The organism is Microbacterium sp. Root61, assembly GCF_001427525.1.
Lineage (GTDB): Bacteria > Actinomycetota > Actinomycetes > Actinomycetales > Microbacteriaceae > Microbacterium.
Window position 1 is genome coordinate 1,238,855 of the sequence record NZ_LMGU01000001.1, and the last position, 21,428, is coordinate 1,260,282.

The 21,428-nt window shown below is 67.1% G+C and carries 20 protein-coding genes; 10 read left to right on the forward strand and 10 right to left on the reverse strand.

Annotated elements, in window-relative coordinates; translation table 11 throughout:
* Nucleotides 1-120: 120 nt before the first annotated feature.
* The 8 genes from ASD65_RS06080 to ASD65_RS06115 are packed head-to-tail and all read right to left on the reverse strand — an operon-like array spanning nt 121 to nt 8,074.
* Nucleotides 121-1,059, reverse strand: a complete 939-nt coding sequence (locus tag ASD65_RS06080; RefSeq protein ID WP_156378789.1) for a carbohydrate ABC transporter permease — start codon at nt 1,057-1,059, stop codon at nt 121-123.
* 5 nt (nt 1,060-1,064) lie between these two features.
* Nucleotides 1,065-1,970 carry a carbohydrate ABC transporter permease gene (locus tag ASD65_RS06085; RefSeq protein ID WP_056219857.1) on the reverse strand — a complete coding sequence of 302 codons (906 nt, stop codon included), beginning with the start codon at nt 1,968-1,970 and terminating at the stop codon, nt 1,065-1,067.
* 34 nt (nt 1,971-2,004) lie between these two features.
* Nucleotides 2,005-3,330, reverse strand: a complete 1,326-nt coding sequence (locus ASD65_RS06090) for an ABC transporter substrate-binding protein (RefSeq protein ID WP_056219860.1) — start codon at nt 3,328-3,330, stop codon at nt 2,005-2,007.
* Nucleotides 3,331-3,352: 22 nt separating this feature from the next.
* Nucleotides 3,353-3,727, reverse strand: a complete 375-nt coding sequence (locus tag ASD65_RS06095) for a cupin domain-containing protein (protein WP_056219864.1) — start codon at nt 3,725-3,727, stop codon at nt 3,353-3,355.
* Entirely contained in the window at nt 3,724-4,614 is an 891-nt protein-coding gene (lsrF, locus tag ASD65_RS06100) for a 3-hydroxy-5-phosphonooxypentane-2,4-dione thiolase (protein WP_056219868.1), read from the reverse strand. The genes ASD65_RS06095 and lsrF overlap by 4 nt, the downstream gene beginning before the upstream one ends.
* A 24-nt stretch (nt 4,615-4,638) precedes the next feature.
* Complete coding sequence (locus ASD65_RS06105) at nt 4,639-6,225, reverse strand: FGGY family carbohydrate kinase (RefSeq protein WP_156378790.1); 1,587 nt, start codon at nt 6,223-6,225, stop codon at nt 4,639-4,641.
* Nucleotides 6,222-7,241 (reverse strand): NAD(P)-dependent oxidoreductase, encoded by a 1,020-nt coding sequence (locus ASD65_RS06110; protein ID WP_156378791.1) that lies wholly within the window; start codon nt 7,239-7,241, stop codon nt 6,222-6,224. Before ASD65_RS06110 ends, ASD65_RS06105 begins: the two co-directional genes overlap by 4 nt.
* Before the next feature lie 47 nt (nt 7,242-7,288).
* On the reverse strand, nt 7,289-8,074 hold the full coding sequence (locus ASD65_RS06115) for a GntR family transcriptional regulator (RefSeq protein WP_235566614.1): 786 nt from the start codon (nt 8,072-8,074) through the stop codon (nt 7,289-7,291).
* Between the two features lie 695 nt (nt 8,075-8,769).
* Between ASD65_RS06115 and ASD65_RS06120 the strand changes: the two genes are divergently transcribed.
* The 8 genes from ASD65_RS06120 to ASD65_RS06155 are packed head-to-tail and all read left to right on the forward strand — an operon-like array spanning nt 8,770 to nt 16,170.
* Nucleotides 8,770-9,531, forward strand: coding sequence for a GntR family transcriptional regulator (locus tag ASD65_RS06120; RefSeq protein WP_156378792.1), 762 nt, complete (start codon nt 8,770-8,772; stop codon nt 9,529-9,531).
* Nucleotides 9,528-10,820, forward strand: coding sequence for an ABC transporter substrate-binding protein (locus tag ASD65_RS06125; RefSeq protein WP_056219884.1), 1,293 nt, complete (start codon nt 9,528-9,530; stop codon nt 10,818-10,820). Before ASD65_RS06120 ends, ASD65_RS06125 begins: the two co-directional genes overlap by 4 nt.
* A 1-nt stretch (nt 10,821) precedes the next feature.
* Nucleotides 10,822-11,727, forward strand: coding sequence for a carbohydrate ABC transporter permease (locus ASD65_RS06130; RefSeq protein ID WP_056219888.1), 906 nt, complete (start codon nt 10,822-10,824; stop codon nt 11,725-11,727).
* A 1-nt stretch (nt 11,728) separates the two neighbouring features.
* Entirely contained in the window at nt 11,729-12,559 is an 831-nt protein-coding gene (locus ASD65_RS06135; RefSeq protein ID WP_056219891.1) for a carbohydrate ABC transporter permease, read from the forward strand.
* Complete coding sequence (locus ASD65_RS06140) at nt 12,556-13,482, forward strand: N-acetylglucosamine kinase (protein WP_056219893.1); 927 nt, start codon at nt 12,556-12,558, stop codon at nt 13,480-13,482. Before ASD65_RS06135 ends, ASD65_RS06140 begins: the two co-directional genes overlap by 4 nt.
* Nucleotides 13,479-14,162, forward strand: coding sequence for a putative N-acetylmannosamine-6-phosphate 2-epimerase (locus ASD65_RS06145; protein ID WP_056219896.1), 684 nt, complete (start codon nt 13,479-13,481; stop codon nt 14,160-14,162). Before ASD65_RS06140 ends, ASD65_RS06145 begins: the two co-directional genes overlap by 4 nt.
* Nucleotides 14,159-15,424 (forward strand): hypothetical protein, encoded by a 1,266-nt coding sequence (locus ASD65_RS06150; RefSeq protein ID WP_056219899.1) that lies wholly within the window; start codon nt 14,159-14,161, stop codon nt 15,422-15,424. The genes ASD65_RS06145 and ASD65_RS06150 overlap by 4 nt, the downstream gene beginning before the upstream one ends.
* Nucleotides 15,421-16,170 carry a sugar isomerase domain-containing protein gene (locus tag ASD65_RS06155; protein ID WP_056219904.1) on the forward strand — a complete coding sequence of 250 codons (750 nt, stop codon included), beginning with the start codon at nt 15,421-15,423 and terminating at the stop codon, nt 16,168-16,170. Before ASD65_RS06150 ends, ASD65_RS06155 begins: the two co-directional genes overlap by 4 nt.
* A gap of 166 nt (nt 16,171-16,336) precedes the next feature.
* Here ASD65_RS06155 and ASD65_RS06160 read toward each other — a convergent pair whose 3' ends face one another.
* The gene (locus ASD65_RS06160) at nt 16,337-17,008 is read right to left on the reverse strand and encodes a VOC family protein (protein ID WP_056219907.1); all 672 of its coding nucleotides are present in this window, start codon (nt 17,006-17,008) and stop codon (nt 16,337-16,339) included.
* 138 nt (nt 17,009-17,146) lie between these two features.
* Between ASD65_RS06160 and ASD65_RS06165 the strand changes: the two genes are divergently transcribed.
* Nucleotides 17,147-18,358 (forward strand): cytochrome P450, encoded by a 1,212-nt coding sequence (locus ASD65_RS06165; protein ID WP_056219908.1) that lies wholly within the window; start codon nt 17,147-17,149, stop codon nt 18,356-18,358.
* A 61-nt stretch (nt 18,359-18,419) separates the two neighbouring features.
* Here the strand turns inward: ASD65_RS06165 and tkt are convergent, their stop codons facing one another.
* Complete coding sequence (gene tkt, locus ASD65_RS06170; protein WP_056219911.1) at nt 18,420-20,504, reverse strand: transketolase; 2,085 nt, start codon at nt 20,502-20,504, stop codon at nt 18,420-18,422.
* A gap of 168 nt (nt 20,505-20,672) precedes the next feature.
* On the opposite strand from tkt, the gene ASD65_RS06175 reads away from it, so the two are divergent.
* Complete coding sequence (locus tag ASD65_RS06175) at nt 20,673-21,428, forward strand: GntR family transcriptional regulator (protein ID WP_056219914.1); 756 nt, start codon at nt 20,673-20,675, stop codon at nt 21,426-21,428.

Below are 21,428 nucleotides of genomic sequence, written 5' to 3' on the forward strand. Positions count from 1 at the left end.
GGACCGGTACGCTTCCCGATCAGGTTCGGTGGCGCGGCGACCATTTGAGCGGGTTGCTCGGACTTCCCTGACAGCTCCCGGCGTCAGTGGCGCCGGAATTGCCCGGGGCTAATCCCCTCCCTACTTCACGCTGCCCTGAGTGAGGCCGCCGACGAGCCACTTCTGGAGGAAGAGCGCAAGGAGATAGATCGGGATGAGCCCCGACAGGCTTGCGGCGGCCATCTGTCCGAACATCACCTCGCGTCCGCCCTGCATGAGAGCGATCCCGACCGGAAGCGTCTGCGAGTTCACGCTCTGGGTCAGCAGCAGTGGAATGAGGAAGTCGTTGTAGACAAGGATGAAGACGATGATCGACACGGCGACGATGCCCGGCGCGGTGAGCGGCAGGATGACGGACCACAGCGTGCGGAGCGGACCGCAGCCGTCGATCTGAGCGGCCTCGTCGACTTCGAACGGGATCGCCCGGAAGAACCCGTCGAGCAGCCAGACCGCGACCGGTGTGAGCAGCAGCCCCTCGACGATGCCGAGCCCGACGACGGAGTCCATGAGCCCTGCGGTGCGCACCAGCACGAACAGCGGAATGATCGCCACGATAGGCGGCGCGACGTACGCCGACACGATGAGGCCGAGCGTCTGTTTTCCGCCCGCACGCAGGCGCGCCATCGCATAGTTCGCGGGGATCGCGATCAGGAGTGCGACCGCCACGGCGACGAGGGCGGCGCCGAAAGAATTGCGAAGGTAGGTGAGGATCGGCCAATTCTGAAATGCCGCGGTCCAGTTCTCGAAGGCGAGTCTGGAAGGCAGGATCCGGGTGGAAAGGATGTCGTCAGGGCTCTTGAATGACATTCCGACCATGTACAGAATCGGCAGCAGCGAGAGCAGGATCGCGACGATGATCACGATCCACTTGACGGTCGTGACGAGTGGGGATGGGCGCCCCGGCCGGGAGAGGTGAGATGTGCGGACCTGGACGGCGCGACGACGGCGAGCGCTGGGAACCACGAGGGTGCGCGTGCCGACCTCTTCGACCGGACCCGATCCGCGAACGGTGAGCGACATGGGTCTCAACCTTCCTTGTGCAGGCGCTGCCTGACGGCGTTGAGCGGCAGGATGACGATGGTGACCAGGACGAGGAACGCGATCGTCTGTGCTGCCGCGGCGCCGACATCGAACGTCTGCAGTCCTGTGCGGTAGATCTGATAGCTGCTCACCGTGGTGTCGAACCCGGGGCCACCGCTGGTCATGATGAACACGAGGTCGAAGACCTTGAACGACACCACGAGCTTGAGCAGCAGCACCGTCAGCAGGCTCGGCAGCACGAGGGGGAACGTTATGCGCCAGAACGTCTGCCACACCCCCGCCCCATCGACCTGCGAGGCCTCGTACACCTCGGTCGGCAGCGTCTGAAGCGCGGCGAACACGAGCAGCACGCAGAACGGCGTCCACTGCCAGGCGTCGACGACGATGAGTGAGATCATCGCCGCGGGGCTGGAGCCGAGGAAGAGGAACGGCTCCGAACCGGGTGAGACCGCCTGCCCGATGTTGTTGAGCAGACCTCCGGATGGCGCGAGCATGAGCTTCCAGATGACTCCTGCCATGACCGGCGGCGTCATGAGAGGCAGAAGGAGCAGCACCCGGATGACGCGTCCTCCTTTGACGGCCGCGTCCATGGAGAGAGCGATGACAAGCCCTGCCACCAGCGCGATGAGCGCGGACGGAATGGCGAAGATCAGCGACCTGCCGAGGGACGGGATGGTGACCCCGTCCCCCAGCAGTGCGACGAAGTTGTCGAATCCCACCCATTCGGAGAAGGGACGCCCGAGCGACGACTCCGAGAAGGAGGCGGCGATGATGTACGCGAGCGGGTAGATCGCAATGACCGCGATGGCGATGACAGCCGGTGCGAGCAACAGACGACCTGTCCAGGGTGCGCGACGTTCGACGCGGTTCCTGGCTGCGATCTGCGACATGGGGTTCCTTTCCGAATGGGCGGGGCGAGAGCGGTCAGTCGACCATCGACTGCCAGGCATCCCACGTCTGCTGCATTGCTTCTTCGGCCGTGAGGCTGCCCTGCAGCATGAGCGCCAGGTTGTCGCTCAGGGACTGGATCATCTCCGGCGCCTGCGGCGAGGTCGGCCACGACTGAGCGTTCGGCAGAACCTGCGCAGCGACCGCCGACACCTCGGGCGCGAACTCGATGTACGCAGGGCTTTCGAGGGTGGACGTACGGATCGGGTCGACACCCGATCCCGTCGTCGTGATGAGCTTCTCGTTCATCTCCTTCGACGATGCGAAGGCGACGAACTGCTTCGCGAGATCTTCGTCACTCGCGTTCGGGCTGATGCCCATCGCCCATCCGGCGTTCAACGCGCCCGACACCGAACCCTCGGGCCCGATCGGAAGCGGAGCGACTCCCCACCCGTCGACGATCTTCGACTGCGCCGGGTCCTGTGCAAAGACGCCGAGGTCGGTCCAGAACTCGATCATCCCCACCTTTCCCGCGAGGAACTGCGGCAGCGCCTGCTCGAAGCCGATCTCGAGGGGGCTGGGCAGGGCGTACGGGGCTGCGTCGAGCATCGACTGAGCCGCCGCGACAGCCGCGTCGGTGTTCAGCTGCGGCATCCGCGGATCGATCGGATCGGGCGACATCGTCGCGAGACGGTTGAAGAACGTCGAACCGATGTTGAACGCGCTCTTGGACCCGAGCAGCGCGTTGCCGTATACACCGTCGGACTTCTCGGCCTCGGTGATCTTCTGGGAGACCGCGACGTACTCGTCCCATGTCGTGGGCACCTCGACGCCGTTCCGCTCGAAGATCGCCTTGTTGTAGAACAGCACGTGGGTGTCGCCGTCGATCGGCAGACCGTACGTGGCGCCCTCGTACTGGGTGTATGGCCCGTAAACCGCCTCGATGAAGTCGGCGGAATCGATGTCCTTGTCGCCGTCGACCCACTCGGAGATGTCGGCGAGCGCACCGGACTCGGCGAGTGCGCCGACAGAGGTGTACCAGTACTGGATCACGTCGTAGTTGTTCGTACCCGACTGCGCGTCGAGGATCGCCTTCGTCTGGATCTGGTCGTAGGGCACGACCTCGACCTCGACCTCGACGCCGGTCTCGGCTTCGAAATCGGCTTCGAGGATCTTGCCGGCGCCTTCCTGCGGCGCCGCGATGAGCACCTTGAGGGTCTTGGCGCCATCGCCGCCGTCTGCCTCGCCCGATCCGCCGGCGCAGCCGGCGAGGACGAGACCGAGCGCCGAGGCGATCGCAACAGTAGTGGTGACGCGACGGGTGAGTCGGGCAGGGAATGAGGAGCGACGTTGCACACTCATGGGAGTGTCCTTTCGATTCGGGTCAGGAATGGGGTGTTGCGTCTGGAGTCCAGGGCATGTCGACTTTGTCGCCGTCGACCCAAGGGGTCTTGACGAAGACGGCCCGGAACGTGCGGTCGAACGGGTTGCGGACGTAGTGCTCTTCGTGCGGGTCCGCGTGCAGCACCTCGCCGACCGTGACGACCGCGCGCTTCTCGCGATCGATCCAGATCTCGGCACTGCCTTCGATGACGACGAAAGACTCGGTGTGATGCTCGTGCAGGTGGTTGCCGAACTCGTCGCCCGGCCGCAGGACGACGACGCCGAATGCCGCGCCGTCCCCCTGTGACAGATACGCCGGGCCCCAGTCGCCGAACCGGAGTGCCGCGTCTGCGGTGCGCAGCACCTCGGCGCTCACGCGGGCACCTTCGCCTCGGCCGCCTCGCGGTAGAGCTCGTGCGCATCGGCCGGATCGAGATCGTCGTGGACGACGGCCCGCACGGCATGCATCATGGCGGTGGGGTTCGCGCTCTGGAAGATGTTGCGGCCCATGTCGACGCCGGCGGCACCGGCCCGGACAGCGTTGCTCGCCATCGTCAGGGCTTCGAGTTCGGGGAGCTTCTTTCCGCCCGCCATGATGACCGGGACGGGGCATCCTGCCACCACGTCCTCGAATCCTTCGTCGCAGTAGTAGGTCTTCACCAGCTGTGCGCCGAGTTCGGCGATGATCCGCGTCGCGAGCCCGAGGTAGCGCGAATCGCGAGTCAGTTCCTTGCCGACAGCCGTCACTCCGAGAACCGGGATACCGACGCCATATCCGGCATCCACGAGCGTGGTCAGATTGCGGATGCTGCGACTCTCGTGCTCGCCGCCGACGAAGACCTGCACGGCGACCGCGTCGGCGTTGATCCTCACGGCGTCCTCGATCGCCATCGCGGTGTACTCGTCGGAGAGCTCCTTCAGCACCGACGGTCCGCCAGACGCCCGCACGACAAGCCCCGCGCGGGTGGCCGGCGGGATGGAGGTGCGCAGCGAGCCGCGGGTGCACATCAGGGCGTCGGCGTAGTCGCCGAGGGGCGCGATGTTGAGATCGATGCGCTCGAGACCCGATGTCGGCCCCTGGAAGTAGCCGTGGTCGAACGCGAGCATCACGGTGCGTCCCGTGCGCGGGTCGAGGATGCGGGAGAGGCGATTCTGCATGCCCCAATCGAGGTTCGCCGCACCGCGGATGCTCTGCGTGAACTGCGCCGCAGGCACGTCGGGGTGGAAGTTCTTCGCTGCGGAGTTGCCTTCGAGGTCTGCCATGGGATGTCTCCTTCGTCGGGTTCTTCAGCCGAGGTGATCGGCGGTCGTGGGTCGGGGTGCGAGGGGCCGTCGAGCGGCCCCGGGTGGAGTGAAAAGCGGAGGGAGATCGGGCCCCGAGATCGAGACCACGTCGCGATACACCCGGTGCCACCTCGCGGTGATGGACCGGTACGCCTCGTGCTCTGCGGTGTCGGCCCGCACAACCCGGTCGGGCTCACCCATCGGCGGCAACGAGGCTCCGATGCCCTGTGCCGCCAGGCGGGCGGCACCGTACGACGTGGCCTCGGGAGCGGGGGTCACCCGCGTGTCGAGGCCGGTCACTCCGGCGATGACGCGAGGCCACAGGGCTCCCGCGCTCGATCCGCCGGTGAAGGTCACCGCGCCTTCCGCCGCAGCACGTCCGCCCGTGAGCGCTCCGAGGATGTCGAGGTGCCCGGCAGCGACGATGGCGGCCGACTCCTCGATCGCCCGGATGAAGGCGCCTCGGGATGATCCCTTGGCATCGTTGATGTCGAAGCCGATGAATGAGGGCGCGGCCTGGTGCCAGGCATCCGCCTGCATCACACTCGCCATGGTCGCGACGATCCCGTTCGACCCCGGAGGCACCTCGGCGGCCCATTCCTCCATAACGGAGAAGGCCGACGATCCGGTGAGCTGAGCGGTGGAGGCCGCATCCGGGCACATCGCGTCACGGAACCAGCGCATTGCGAGGCCGGAGAGGAAGCCGATCCCCTCCACCATCCAGGCATCCCGCTCGACGTGGCAGAGGGTGCGGAGCCGACGCTCCGGATCGATGATTGGCTCGGCGACGACAGCCGTGGTCTGCCAGAACGTTCCGGCGACGATCGTCGGTACGCCTTCGCGCGCCGCAATGCCGTGCAGAGCCAGTTGAGTGTCGGCACCGCCAGAGATCACAGGGGTTCCGACAGGGAGACCCGTCGCCGCCGCAGCCGCGCGCGTCACCGTGCCGATCTGCTGGCCCGACTCTACGACGGGGGGCAGGATGCCGGGGTCGACTCCGACGATCGCGGCGAGCTCCGGCGACCAGTTCCGCGCTCGGATGTCGAACAGCGCTGAGCTCGAGCCGCAGGTCGGCTCCGTGAAGAACCGACCGGTGAGGCGAGTGGTGACCCAGTCGCTGAGCATGCCGAGATGGCGGGCACGGGACAGGATCCCCGGCTCGTGGCGCGCGATCCAGCGCAGCCGTGCGGGGGCTGTGATCGAGACCCAGTCGCCCGCTGTGCGGTAGATCTCATCAGCCGCACCCTCGGCGACGAGTTCGTCCGCCTCCGCCCGCGCACGACCATCGGTGTTCGGGCAGGCCCAGATCTCGGCGCCGCTCTCGTCGTAGAGCACGAAGCCTTCGCGCATGCTGGATGCCGCGACCGCCGCGACACGTCGACCGGCGAGCCGCTCGACCACTTCCGAGACGGCCGAGGCGATCGCCACCCACCCCGATTCGGTGTCGAACGTCGTGCCACCGGGATGACCGGGGACAGCCGGATGCGACCATTCCCGACCCGCTTGCGTGACGAGGCGGCCCTCGATGTCGAAGGCGAGCGCGCGAGCCGAGCCGGTGCCGGCGTCGATGGCGAGGAAGACGTCGCTCATCGCTCCCACCGCAGGGGCTCGTCGGCGAGGAACGCCTGGATCTCGGATGCCAGCATGTCGGCACCCCGCGCGAGCGTCTCGAACGTCGCGCCGGCGAGATGCGGGGTGAGGATCAGATTCGGCTGCGCGACGAGCTCGCGCCACGGCCCATCGGGCTCGTTCACGTCCAGAGCGACGCCCGCCAGCTGTCCGCTGTCGAGTGCCTCGAGCATCGCCCGCTCGTCGACCAGCGACTCACGCGCCGTGTTGATCAGGAACGATCCGCGGGGCAGGCGAGCGATCTGCTCGGCTCCGATCATGTGACGGTTATCGGCGGTCGCTCGGGCGTGGATGCTGAGCACGTCGCTCTGCGAGACGAGCTCGTCGAGGCCGGCGACGATGGTCGCGTCGGTGACGACGGATGCATCCACGTACGGGTCGTACGCGAGGATCGTGGCGCCGAGGGCCCGCGCTCGCGCCGCGACGAGCCGTGCCACATTGCCGTAGCCGACGAGACCGAGGCGCAGGCCGCTGATCTCGCGACCGAACCAGCGCGCACCCTCGAACGTCGATTCGGCCAACGGTCGGCCGTCGGACACGCGATCGTCCACGTCGCGGAGCGAGGCCGGCACGTTTCGCACGAGCGAGATCAAGAAGCCGATCGTCAGGTCGGCGACCGCTTCGGCGTTCTTGCCCGGTGTCGTCGTCACGCGCACTCCGTGCTCACGGGCCGCGGCGAGGTCGACATTGACGGGGCCGCCACGCGCACAGCCGGCCAGGCGCAGTTCGGGCAGTCCTTCGATCACCGCTGCGGTGAACGGCGCGGCGTGGAACGCGACGATCTCGTAGCCCTGAGCGAGCCGCACGACCTCGGCGGGATCGCCCTCGAACTCGTGGATCGATGCCGTGTCCCAGGTCGGGTCGGCGATCGTCATGGTGATCGCGTCTACCGCCAGTCCGCGCTGCTGGAAGGCGCGCTGGAAAACCTCTGCGCTCATGTAGCTGTCGCCGATGACGAGGATGCGGGGCTCGGTCATGTGTGTGGTCTCCAGGAAGTCGACGGGGGTCGGATCGGTCGGTCGGGTCAACGGGGCGGGCGGGCATCAACACCGCGGGACGGGCGGAGCGTGGCCGGGTATCGTCCCGAGGCGGTCTCACTCGTCATGCCGGCCGCGTCGAATCCCGTGTCGACGCTCACCCGGAGACGATCGGTGCGCACGGAGGCACGGGAGAAGTCGATGGGGTCACCCACCTGGTCGTAGGCGACGGCCTCGACGACGACGATCGGATGCCCGGGCTCGACCTCAAGCAGTCCGGCCAGAGCCCGGTCGGCGGCGGCCGCCTCGATCGTGCGATGCATGCGCGCGATGCGGACTCCGGCGACCTTCGTGATGGCCGCATAGAGACTCGCCCGTGGGTCGCGCAGATCGGGAAGGACGCCGGCGAACCGCGTCGGCAGATAGTTGATGACGTGGACCGCGGTGCGGGAGCCGACCGCGCGAACCCGCTCGATGACGAATCCCTGTCCGTCGGGCGAGTCACGACCGACGACCGCGGCGGCCCATGAGGGCAGTGGCTCGATACCGGCACGGAGGATCACCGAGCTCAACGCGCTGCGGCCGTCCTCGCTGTACTCGCCCAGGAGGCTCGGTGCGGAGGGGAGCGTCCACGCCGACGGGCCCTGGGCCCGCTCGACGAAGGCGCCCTTGCCCTGCTGCCGCGAGATGATGCCGGCGCTCTCGAGTCGCGAGAGGGCATCCCGCACCGACGTGCGGGAAGCCGAGAAGTGCGCGCACAGCTCGCTCTCGCTCGGCAGGCGGTCTCCGGGCGACCAGGTGCCGTCTGCGATCCGCGATTCGACGGCTCGCATGATCTGGAACCAAATCGGCGCAGTCGACTCGCGGTCGAGTTGAGGGAGCAAAAGCATGGACATCCACCTCTTCGATGAGCGGGTGCAGAGACCTTGTGGGTCGTGTTCACCGAAGCGGCTTCGCTCGGCATGTATCTATCTTGAGTGGCCAACATGTATCTCATATAGAGACAAGTGAACAATTCCTGTTGATCAAGTCTTCTGAGCTTGTTTTTATGTTTGACCTGGTCTTTATTGAATCCGGTAACGTGCGACTGCTGCGACTAGCTGTCCGGCCGAGGCACTAGATAGGGACAACCGATACAAGTACGCGCCGTCCGGAGTTCGCACGCGGCGTCTATAGGTTCCTGGAGGCCAACCAGCATCACGTACGACCTACCGACGGACGACAGCGATACGCCGATTGGGATGCAGGCTCGGGCCGGCAGATCGTGCGTCAAGCACATCTTCGGGTCACGATCGTGGCAACGGTCGCGCTGGGTCCGGTGACCCGATTGGCGAGGACGTTCGATCGTGTGGTCCTTTAGAGAGGTCTAGCACCGGACCGCTTCCGAGAATTTCACACTTGAAAACCGCTGATCAAAGTTACTTTTAGGATTCTTGACCGCGCGACCGGTCTAGACCGATCGGTGAACTTGGCTTGGCAGAAGCGTTCAGCGCGTGTTGTGTGGAGCCACTCACACGACGGAGGCACCGTGGCTTCACTCCCCCCTCGGGCAGACTTGGCCCGCAGCCAGCTTGTCGCGTTGCTCGGCCAGCTCAGCGAGGGCGATGCGCTCCCCGGCGAGCGCGAACTTGCAGAGCAGTTCGGCGTCTCGCGCATGACGCTACGTCGGGCGGTGGACGAGCTCGCACTGGACGGAACGCTCGAGCGTCGACCGGGCGCGGGTACGTTCGTGAGCCGTAGCCGGATGACCCGACGCATCGCGATGACCTCGTTCAGCGACGACATGCGCCGCCGCGGCCTCCAGCCCGAGACTCGCGTCCTCTCCTTCGCCACGCGTCGGGCGAACCGGGTCTCGGCGCACCGCTTGCGCATTCCGGTCGGCGATTCGATTGTCGCCTTCGATCGGCTGCGCTCCGCCAGCGGCGAACCGCTCGCGGTCGAGACGACCATGATCGCGGCCGCACTCGTGCCCGGGCTGCGTGAAGACGACCTGTCTACGAGCTGGTACGAACTGCTCGCCGATCGATGGGGCATCATCATCGATCGCGCCGGACTCGAGATGGAGGCTGTGCTTCCGCGGCCGGAGATCCTGTCCCAGCTCGGCATCGACGCGGCGCAGCCCTGCATCCAGTTGAAGGTCACAAGTCTCGATCGGAACGGTCGTGTTGTCGAGGTGGGTCGCTCGGTGTATCGCGGCGATCGCTACAGCCTCGGCGCCGAGCTCATCGGCCCCCCGGACCACAGCGTCCAACAAACCAACGCACCACGCACATCAAAAGGAGAGAGATGAAACTGCAACGCATCATCGTTGGAGCAGTCGGGGCGGCACTAGTCGCAACGACGCTGGCCTCGTGCACGGCGTCCCAGGAACCCGGCGAAGGAGAGGCCGTCACGCTCACTTTCTGGACGCACACGCATCCGCCCATGATCGAGGTGTTCGAAGAGCTCATCGCCGAGTACGAGGATGAACACCCGAACGTCACGATCGACTACCAGACGATTCCGAACGCTGACTTCAATACGAAGATGCTGACGTCGTTGAGCAACGGATCCGGTCCCGACATCATCAACATGGACGACGCCGCTCTCCGCGGCGACTACATCCCGAAGGGGTTGCTCGCGCCGATCGATGCGGAGGCACTGGGCGCCGCCGATGCGGACGAAGTCATGGCACGCTACGTCGATGGCACGCTGGCGGGGGCCACCGGCGAGGACGGCGAGCTGTACGGCCTTCCCAGCGAGTACAACGGCTCGGCGTTCGCCATCAACAAACAGCACTTCGCCGACGCCGGACTCGATCCGGCCACGACCTCGCTCGCGACGTGGGAAGACGTTTCCGAAGTTGGCAAGAAGCTGGCAGCCGCGGGGCACACCCAAGCCTTCGGCTTCCTGTACCTGCACGCCCTCTGGTACGCCCAGCAGTACCAGACCCTGCTCCACCAGGTGGGCGGCGAGATCGCCGAAGGAGACGAGGGCCGGCTCGATTCCGACGAGGCGATCGAAGCGCTGCAGATCTGGGCCGATCTGTCGGTCGGACCGAACGCGGTGAGCGACCCGAACGTGTCCAGCCGCGAGGCGACAACGCCGTTCCAAGATCTCGCCACCGGAACCCAGTCGATGGCGATCGTCTACCCCTGGGCGATGCAGCAGATCTCCGAGACCAATCCCGATGTCTACGAGCAGCTCCAGGTCGTCCCGCTCCCGCAGGCCGACCCGGACGAGCCGACATCCCGTGTTTACGCGTACTACTACGCGGTGAATGAAGCGAGCAAGCAGAAGGCGGAGGCCTGGCGCTTCATCCAGTTCCTCTCCGAGCACCCAGCCGAGTTCCTCGAGGGCACCGACTTCGTTCAGCCGGTCGTCGGATGGGAGTCGTCCGCGGCCGCACAGGAGATCCCCTTCATCGATGTGTGGGCCGATGCGTACTCGATCGGGCGTTTCGATCAGGTCACGCCGTACTACGCCGAGGTGCAGGACGCGATTCAGAAGATGGTGAACGACGTCGTCTTCGATGGCGTGTCGGTGGGCGATTCCGCAAAGGATGCCTCCGACGCCGTCACCCGGATCCTGCAGGGCTGACGTGACGTCTGTTCTCACCACCGCCGTCGGGTCCCCCGAGCGTCGCACCAAGGGGACCCGGCGGTCTCACATCCGCCACATGCAGTGGGCCGGATTCCTGTTCGCCGTGCCGGCGCTTGCCCTGTTCCTGGTGTTCTCGGTTTATCCGTCGCTCCAAGTGTTCGGCCTGTCGCTGTTCGACTACAGCCTTACCTCGCCGCCGGAATTCGTCGGGTTGAAGAACTTCGCGTATCTGTCGCAGGATCCGCGTTTTGTCGAGGCTGTGGGGCAGACAGTGTTCTACGCGGTCGGCACCTATGGTGTCGCCCTCGTGCTGGCGCTCCTGCTCGCGCAGGTGCTATCGGAGAAAGCACGCGGCGGCGGCGTCATCCGTCTGATGTGGTTCTTGCCGCTCGCCACGAGCTGGGTCGCCGCGGCGATCATCTGGCGGGTCGTCCTCCACCCCCACGGGATGCTCAACGAGGCTCTCGGGATCGATGTGGCCTGGCTCACCAGTTCGGCGTTCGCTCGCTGGGCTCTCGTGCTGATGAGCATCTGGAAGGAGACCGGCTTCTTCCTGATCCTCTTCCTCGCTGGCATGTCCTCGCTGCCCGGCGACGTCTTCGAAGCGGCACGCATCGACGGCGCGGGCGCGGTGCGCCGGTTCTGGAGCATTACTCTGCCGCTCCTTCGTCCGATCACGCTCGTCTGCCTCATCATGGCGGTGCTGAGAGGTGTTCAGGCCTTCAGCGCGCAGAAGGTGCTTACCAACGGCGCGTTCGGCACCGAGGTGATTAACCTCTTCGTCTACAAGACAGCATTCGAAAGCGCACGGATGGGACGCGCGTCCGCTGTCGCTGTGCTGATGTTCCTCGTCCTGATCGCGTTCGCCCTCATTCAGATGCGCGCTCTGCGGAGGAAGGACTGACATGCGCATCGAGCGCATCTGGAAACGTCTCTGGCTCGGGGTCGCAGCGATCGGCGCCCTGATCATCGTGAGCGTGCTCGTCTACGCCGTCCTCACGGCGTTCAAGGCCCCGGGAGAACCCATCGGCGCCGGAGCCAGCTGGTGGCCCGAGGAATTCAGCTGGGGAAACATCCCCGCGGTCTTCGAATCGGCGCCGTTCGCGACCTATTTCGCCAACAGCACGATCGTCGGCGTATCCGTCACAGTCCTCAACGTGCTGACCTGCACCGCCGCGGGCTACAGCTTCAGCAAGTTCAGCTATCCGGGTCGCCACGCGGCGTTCATCCTCGTCATCGCGACGCTGATGATCCCGCTCGAAGTGCTCTACGTCCCCCTCTACAAGATCGTGTTCGATCTCGGCTGGACCGATAGTTTCGCGGGGCTCATCGTCCCGGCCGCCACCAGCGCGTTCGGCATCTTCCTGATGAAGCAGGCGATCGATTCCGTGCCCGACGAGCTCCTCGAAGCCGCGCATCTGGACGGCGCAGGACCGATGCGCACCCTCGTCTCGGTGATCGTGCCGAGTGTGATCGGCACGATGAGCGCACTGGCGCTGTTCATCTTCATGACGAATTGGGACAGCCACCTCTGGCCTCTCCTCGTGGCATCCGATGACACGTATCGCACGCTTCCCGTCGGCTTAGCGGCGATGCAGAGCAATCAGCTCGGCGACGCGGGTATCCCGATCATCCTCATGGCGGCGCTCATAGCCGTGCTGCCGACGATCGTGCTGTTCCTCATCCTGCAGAAGAAGTTCGTGGAGGGCATCTCGATGAACGCAGGCATTAAATGACGGCCGTGTGGATGGCTGTCGACGGCGGCCAGTCCACCACTCGAGCCAGAGCATCGTGGACGGATGCCGACATCGAGACCGTCGGGTTCGTGCACACTAGCGACGGGGCACGCATCATCACGCAACAGGTGGCGGCGCTACTCGCCGCGCTGCCACCCGCTCCGGCTCCGGTCCAGCGCCTCGTCGTCGGCCACACCGGTCTTCCCGTCGATGGCCGTGCGCGGGATTCGCTTGCGGCAGACCTGGTGGCTGCCGATCTGGCCCGCGAGGTCCTCGTCGCGCCTGACGAGGTCGTGGCGCACGCAGGCGCGTTCGCCGGCCGGCCGGGTGTGGTCAACGCTGTCGGCACGGGCACGGTCACGCTCGGAGTCGACGGCGCGGGCAACGGACGCAGGGTCGACGGCTGGGGTTACCTGTTCGGCGACGCGGGCAGCGCATTCTCGATCGGCCGCGCAGCCCTGGACGCAGGTCTACGCAGCGCCGACGGACGCGGTCCAGCGTCGGAGCTCGAGGAGCTGGCCGCAGTCGAGTTCGGCGCCCACCTGCGCGATGCGACCTGGGATCTGTATGCCGACGATCGACGCGTCGATCGCGTCGCGCGATTCGCGCCCACCGTCATCGCCACGGCAGGGCGCGACGCTGTCGCGGCGCGAATCGTCGAAGATGCCGGGCGCGAGATCGCCCGCTCGTGCGCGGCCGCGCTCCACGATCTCGACGGTGTGGACGAGGTCGCCATCGTCGGACGGCTCGTGACGCCCGGGTCGGCGCTCGATGTCGCTATCCGCCGTGAACTCGCCGAGCGTGCCCCGGAAGCACGGCTGGTCGCACCCCTCGGCGGCCCCCTGGACGGTGCAGCGTGGATCGCACACTCCGGCCCTTCGCTCTACAGACAGCTCGTGCATCGAAGAGAAAGCTCCGAATGAACCGCTTCACCGAAATCTTCCGCGCAGGCTCCCTCGTGGTCTCGTGCCAGGCGTACCCCCCGAACCCGCTCAGCGGCAGCGCGACGATGGCGCTGATGGCAGCAGCGGCCGAGCTCGGCGGCGCCGAGGGCATCCGCGCCAACGGCCTCGCCGACATCGCGGCGATCGCCGCGACGGTGGCCATCCCCGTCATCGGCATCGACAAGATCGGATCGGAAGGGGTGTTCATCACTCCCGACGCCGAGACCGCGATGGCCCTCTTCCGCGCGGGGGCGACGGTCGTGGCCATGGATGGAACGCAGCGCGAGCGACGCAACGGCCGCTCGTTCGCCGAGGAGATCGCGCGGATCAGGGATGCCGGTGGCGGCGCAATCATGGCGGATGTCGATGACGTCCGTGCCGGAGCCGCCGCCGCAGAGGCAGGAGCCGACGCCGTGGCAACGACGCTGTCCGGCTATACGGGCGACGCGCATCCGATGGAGCCCGATCTCGATCTCATCGCCGCGCTCGTCGCCGAAGTCGACTGCCCGATCGTCGCGGAAGGCCGCATCCGGACGGCCGCCGACCTGATCGCGGCTCGGCAGGCCGGCGCGTGGACGGTCGTCATGGGCACTGCAGTGACTAATCCCTTCGAACACGTCGCCTACTTGCGGTCGACCCTCGAAACGGTGCGGACGTGACGCCCGGTCCCCTGGTCGGCGCGGCGCACGGGGTCATCACTCCGAGTCGCCCGGGTCCGCTGGCGGGCTACGCGGCGCGTGGCCCAGTCCTGGCCACGAGCACGATCGACGACCTTGAAGCGACCGTCCTCGTCTTGGATCGCGTGGGCCTGCGCCTAGCCTGGGTGACGATCGATTGCGTCGCCGTGCCGACCGCATTGGCGAAACGGCTCGCCTCCGTCGTTCGGGACGAGCTCGGGGCCGGCACCCGCGTACTCGTGGCGGCGTCGCACACGCACAGCGGTCCCGCGCACTGGCTGGGCAGGTTCGCCCCCGGCCACGAGGCTCCGCTCGATCGACTGGCGGTCGATGAACTCCTCGAACACGTCCGCGTCATCGCGGCGGAGGCGTTCCATCGGAGGCAGCCGTCCGACCTGAGCTGGGCGGAACCGATCGTGCGGGGTCTCGCCGCCCCCCGCGCCGTGGCGTCGGAGGCCATCCCCATCCGGGTGGGGGTGCTCGCCATCCACGCGGGAGGCGTTCTGCGAGCGGTCCTCGTGGACGCTCCCTGCCACCCTACGGTCCTTGGAGCAGAGTCGACCGGGTGGTCGGCCGATTGGCCCGGCGGCCTTCGGCGCGCTTTGCGTGCGGCTCATCCCGGGGTGGAAGTCGCCTTCCTCAACGGTGCGTGCGGCGATCTGTCCACCCGGTTCACGCGGAGGGATTCGAGCGCTGCCGAAGCGGATCGCCTCGGCGGCCTCGTCGCCGAGGCGATCATCGAGTCCGTCCCGAACGCACGGCCCCTGGTAGGCGCGCTGACGTTGCACGACGGGCGCGTGCCTCTCGCCACCCGTCGAGTGGATGCCGAGGAGGCCTCAGCTCGGCTCAATGCCGCTCGGAAGGCCCTCGGTGCCGGCACCGATCCGATCGATCGCTCGCTCGTGGACGGCGCCCTGATCGAACTCGCCGTCGCTCGCTCGGTGGTCGACGAAACCATCGAGGTGCCTGTCTCGATCGCCCACATCGACGGCATCTGCTGGGTCGCGACACCCCTCGAGGTGTTCTCCAGCACGGCAGCATCGCTCGGAGCCGGGCGCACCGTGCGCCTACTCGGCTGCGTCGACGGCTATCTCGGCTATCTTCCGGACGCCGCGGCCGTCAAGGCCGACACCTACGAGGCGCGCACCGCGCTCTTCGCACCGGAGGCCGAGCCTGCATTCCGTATTGCGCTCGAGCGCCTCCTCACCCTCATCCATCCGTCGCTCACATTGGAGACACCATGACCTACGACTACCCGGCCCTCGCCATCCGCAAGATCGGCGAGCTCGTCGACACCCAAACCGCGGCAATCGAGCGCGCCGTCGATGTGATCGCGCCGCGCATGATCCACGGCGGCGTCCTGCAGCTGTTCGCCACGGGTCACGCCCGCCTTCCGATCCACGAGATGGCCGGGCGCGCCGGCGGCTTGCGACCCGTGAACCTGCTTCGGATGCAGGATCTGGCCGTCCATGGCGGCCTGCCGTTCTCCGCGATCAGCGATCCGCTGCTCGAGCGCGACGCGTCGTTCGCTCAACAGCTGTGGGACATCTCACAGATCGAAGCGGAGAAGGATGTGGTGCTCGTCGCTTCGAACTCGGGCATAAACGGCATCACCGTGGAGTTCGCCCGCATCGCGCGGAGCCTGGACGTCCCGGTGATCGCGTTGACCTCCCTCACTCACACGACCAGCGTCGTGTCCCGTCATCCCTCCGGTGAACGACTATTCGAAATCGCCGACATCGTGATCGACAATCTCGGACCTGCCGGCGACGCCGCTCTTGCTCTCAGCGACAACGTGTCGGTGGGTGCCGTATCGAACCTGCTCGGAGTGGTGATCGTGCAGATGCTCACCGAGGGCATCGCACGCCGCTACCTCGAGGCCGGCATCCATCCCCCGATCTATCGCTCGATGAACCTTCCTGATGGCGATGCCGTGAACGCGAACATCGAGGCCATGCACGCGGGACGCATCCGACCGATCGAGCCATGATCGCCGATCCGTGCCACACGCCTTTTGACGGGCATCGACAAAGTCGATCTCCGCATCAGAGCTTCTCGCGGCATGCGCGGAGGCTACAGATCGCATTGTGTAGTCGTCGCGGCCGACCGGACACCACGTCAACGGCTCCAAGCCGCTGACGTGCGACGAGCAAGTGTCAGTCGGAGGTATCGGTCCAGGACGCGATGTCGACGCCGTGGTTCTCGGGCGAGGCGAGCGACCACCATGCCGGCGCGTACTTGTCGTCGGCGAGTCGCCCTCCGGCGGCGAGCGCGGCATCCACGCGCGCCTGGGCCTGATCGGCCGGCACGAACACGTCGAAGTGCGTCCGGCCTCGCGCGGCAGCGTCTCCGGTGATCGGATTGAACGCGAGCTGCGGCCCGCAGCGCAGCGGATCGACCGCATCCGTGTCGCCGAGGGCGTCGTAGCCCAGTGCGGCCATGAAGAACGGCCGCACGTCGGCTTCGGAGTGCTGGGCGACGTAGACCCCGATCGACTGCGCACGTGACGGATCGGCGATCAACGCGAGGTCGGCCGCTGCCGCGGATACGGCGGCTGCGAACTCCACAGCAGCCGCGGGGATCCCTTCGAAGGTGCGGTCGGGGATGCGGACGACGACAGCCTCGGGACGTACGTCGATATCGGGCACGACGCCGAACCGCTCGGCGGCGGCGACGATCGGGGCGACGAGGTTCGCCGCGTGCGAGAGGGACGTCGCGGTGAAGACGGCCTGCGGGCCGGTTCCCGCGACACGCCAGTCGGAGACGCCCCCTGCACGGTGGAACTCAGCCGCGGAGATCCACTCCGATCCGCTCGTTGACTCGCCCATGAGGCCCCTTCCGACCTGTCGGAGTTCCACGCCCCGGATAGGCGAGACCCGCGCGGAGCCCACGGTACTCCGAGGTCTCCGCGCGCGGAATGCCGGCGACCATCCGGCTTCCGTGGCACCCACAGATAGACTCCGGCAATGATAAGCAGCGCCGCTTACCTCAACCTTGACGACCCCGCGTTCGACGTGACGTCTGACGAGGTGCACCAGGCTCAAGACGACGGTTGGTTCGCCGAGACGCCGTACGGCTGGGCGATCCTTCGGTACGAGGAGGGGACGGCCCTGCTCAAGGATCGTCGCTTCCGCCAGGGCAACGCGCGCTGGCCGGACCAGAACGGCGTCCATGACGGACCCTGGCGGGACTGGTGGCAGAAGACACTCCTCAGCATCGAAGGCGACGACCACATGCGGTTGCGGCGGCTTCTCGGGCCCGCGTTCCGCAACAAGACGATCGAGGCCATGCGTCCGCGGTTCCAGGAACTCGCGAACGATCTCATCGACCAGTTCGCCGATCCGCAGACCGACGGGTGGGGGCGCGTCGAGTTCGTCTCGCAGTTCGCGGAGCCCTACGCCTCCCGCATCCTGTGCCTCCTACTGGGCCTGCCCGATGAGGAGTGGCCGCAGGTCGCGCACTGGGCCGATGACCTCGGCAAGTCCTTCGGGATCAACGTCCGTCACGACCTGCCGCGCATCGAGGCGGCGCTCGAAGGCCTCTCCGGATACATCGAGGACGTCATCGCCGACCGCCAGGTCAACCCCCGCGACGATCTCGTCACGACCCTCATCCAGGCTCACGAGGACGGTGATGCGCTCAGCCGCCGCGAGCTCAGCAATGCCCTCGTCTTCCTCGCCTTCGCCGGCATGGAGACGACCCGCAATCAACTCGGCCTCGCGCTGCAGACGCTGCTCGCGCGGCCCGACCAGTGGGCGATCCTCGGCGAACGGCCCGACCTCGGTGCGCGCGCCGTCGAGGAGGTCATGCGCGTCAACCCGACGGTCACGTGGGTCACCCGCGAGGCGATCGAGGACGCCGATCTGAACGGTCTCCACATCCCGCAGGGCGGCATCGTCCAAGTGCTCTCACACGCGATCGGCACCGACCCGCGCGCCATGGGCGATGCGGTGCCGTTCGACATCACGATCGACGATCGACCACTCCACAGCGGCTTCGGCGGGGGCATCCATCACTGCCTCGGCCACTTCGTCGCGCGCACCGACATGTCGGTCGCCCTCCCCCTGCTGGCACGACGGATGCGGCATGCCGAAGCCGATGGTCCGGGTGAGTGGCTCCCCGTCTCGGGCAACACCGGGCCGGTGCGCTTCCCGATCAGGTTCAGGCCGAGCGCGTAGGCAGAAGCCGCAGGCCCCGGAGATCGATCTCTCCGGGGCCTGCGGGACGCCGTCGGCGTTGCTATCCGCGCGCCTTCGCGATGGCGGTCTTCACGGCAGCCAGTACCCGCTCGCGGGTCATGCCGCGCGCGGCCATCGCCTGATCGGCCGGGGCCGACAGTCCGAACTCGTCGATGCCGACGATCACACCGGCGGGGCCGGCGATGTCATGCCAGCCGAACGAGGATGCCGCCTCGACGATGACCCGGGCGGTCGGCGCGGCGGGAAGGATCGACGCCTGGTATTCGGCATCCTGCGCCGCGAACCACTCACGGCTGGGCATCGACACGATGCGCACCGAGATGCCCTCCGCACGGGCGAGCGCGGCGGCGTCGAATGCGAGAGCGACTTCGCTGCCCGTTGCGATGATGGTGACGTCGGAGTCCGCCTCGCCGCTGACGACGTAGGCGCCACGACGGACTCCCGCACGCACGGTCTCGAGCGGCACATCCAGCACCGGTACCCCCTGGCGACCGAGCACGAGGCCGGCCGGCTCCTGACGCTCGAGCGCCGTCAACCATGCGGCGACGGTCTCGTTCGCGTCCGCGGGACGGATGACGGTGAATCCGGGGATCGCCCGGAGGCTTGCGAGGTGCTCGATGGGCTGGTGTGTCGGTCCGTCCTGGCCGAGCGCGACCGAATCGTGCGACCACACGTACGTGACGGGCAGGTTCATCAAGGAAGCCAAGCGGATGGAGGGGCGCTGGTAGTCGCTGAACACCAGGAACGTGCCGCCGAAGATCCGCCACCCGCCGGCGAGGGCGATGCCGTTCATCGCCGAGGCCATCGCGTGCTCGCGCACACCCCAGTGGATGTTGCGTCCCGCGGGCGTTCCGAATCCGCTCGACTCGGGGAGGAAGGATCCACCACCGTGGATCGCGGTGCGGTTGGGCTCGGCGAGGTCGGCGGAGCCGCCCCACAGGCCGGGTATCGCTGCCGCCAGTTCCTGGATCGCCGCACCCGAGGCGTCCCGTGTCGACACGGACTGGCCGGCTTCGTACCGCGGCAGGGCATCGGCGAGCCCGACCGGCAGATCGCGGGCGATGAACGCCGCATGTGCGGCGGCGCGTTCGGGATCGACCTGGGTCCAGGCAGCGAACCGGTCGTCCCAGGCCGCGTGCGCGTCGCGTCCGCGGTCCACGGCCGAGCGGGTCGTCTCCAGAACACCGTCCTCGATCTCGAACGGGCCGGACGTGATGCCGAGAACTGTGCGCAGCGCTGCCGCTTCGGGGGCGCCCAGCGGTGCACCGTGCGAGGCCGCGGTGCCGACCGCGGTGGGAGAAGGGAAGGCGATCTGCGACTTGATGATCACCAGGCGGGGCTTGCCGGCGGGGGCATCGGCGCTCAGGGCACGGTCGAGCCCTTCGACATCGACGTCACCGTCCGCCGCGAGCTCGACCCGATCGACATGCCACCCTTGCGCGATGAATCGGGCTGCGGCATCCTCGGCGCTGGTCAGACGCGTGTCGCCTTCGATCTGAATGTCGTTGTCGTCGTAGATGACAGTGAGGTTCTCGAGTCCGAGTCGCCCCGCGAGCGCACCCGCCTCGTAGGAGAGGCCCTCCTGCAGGTCGCCGTCCGAGGCCAGCACCCACACACGACGATCGAACACGGATGCGCCGGCCGCTGCTTCCGCATCGAACGCGGCGCGTTCGTGCGCGAATCCCATCGCCATGCCGACCGCCGTCGCGAGCCCCTGCCCGAGCGGCCCGGTCGTGGTTTCGACGCCGGGCGTGTGACCGAACTCAGGATGTCCGGGGGTCATCGAGTCCAGCGTGCGGAAGGAGCGAAGGTCCTCGAGCGAGACGTCGTACCCCGACAGGAACAACTGGGTGTACAGGAGGATGCTCGCGTGTCCGCAGGACAGCACGAAGCGGTCGCGCCCTGCCCACGAGGGATCGCGCGGGTCGTGCCGCACGTGCTTCTGGAAGAGCAACGTCGCCACGGGGGCCAGTGCGATCGCGGCTCCGGGATGCCCCGACTTCGCCTGTTCCACAGCATCGAGCGCGAGCAGACGTGCCGCGATCACCGCGTCGGCGTCCACGACGGAACGCCGCTGCTCCTCTGCTGCACTCACGGATTCTTCGACGGTCGATCCAATGCTCATTGGGTCCCTTTCTCGATCAAGTCATTATGACGTCATGATGACTGAAGGGTCAAATAGTCGACTTGCGCCCCGGAAGCACGGCTTGCATTACGCTGAGAGGGTATGTCATCATGACGACATAACGACAGAATGACCCGCGTCGAAGCGGCGGGCGGCAAAGGAGCGGCAATGGAGATCACCTCCGGCACGAGCAAGTACGTTGCGGTGCGGAGCAGTCTGCTCGAGCGCATCTCGGCGATGGAGATCGGCGAGCAGCTCCCCTCGGAGCCCGTACTCTGCGATGAGTTCGGAGTGAGTCGGATCACGCTGCGACATGCCGTCGACGGCCTCGTGCAGGACGGCCTACTCGCCCGCGAACACGGCCGAGGCACCTTCGTCACCGAACCCCCTGCCGGCGCGCGCTATCCCGAGCGCTTCGCCGACGTCGTCACCGGATTCCACCGCCAGCAGACCTCCGCCGGACACACGGTCACGACGCGCGTGCTCCGCCAGGCGCTGGTGCCCGCAGACGGCGAGATCGCCACGCTCCTCGACCTACCGGTCGGGGAAGGCGTCGTCGAGCTGATCCGTCTGCGCTACGTGAACGGGCAACTCCACCAGTACGTCGTCACCTACCTGCCGTACGAACGGTTCCCCGACACACTCACGGCCGACTTCGCGCACGGGTCGCTCTACGACTTCCTCCACGAGCGCTATGACGTCACGCTCACTCGCAATGACCTGGTCGTGCGCATCGATGAGGCCACGCCGGAGATCGCGCTCAACCTCGCCGTGCCGAGCGGCCTTCGCCTGCTGACCATGGCCTCGACCGTGTACGACAGTGCCGACTCCCCCGTCGCCTACGGCATCGCCCGGCACACTCCCGAGAACAGCGAGATCTCCCTGACGCTGCAGACCGCGAGCACCACGAACGAGAGGGCATGA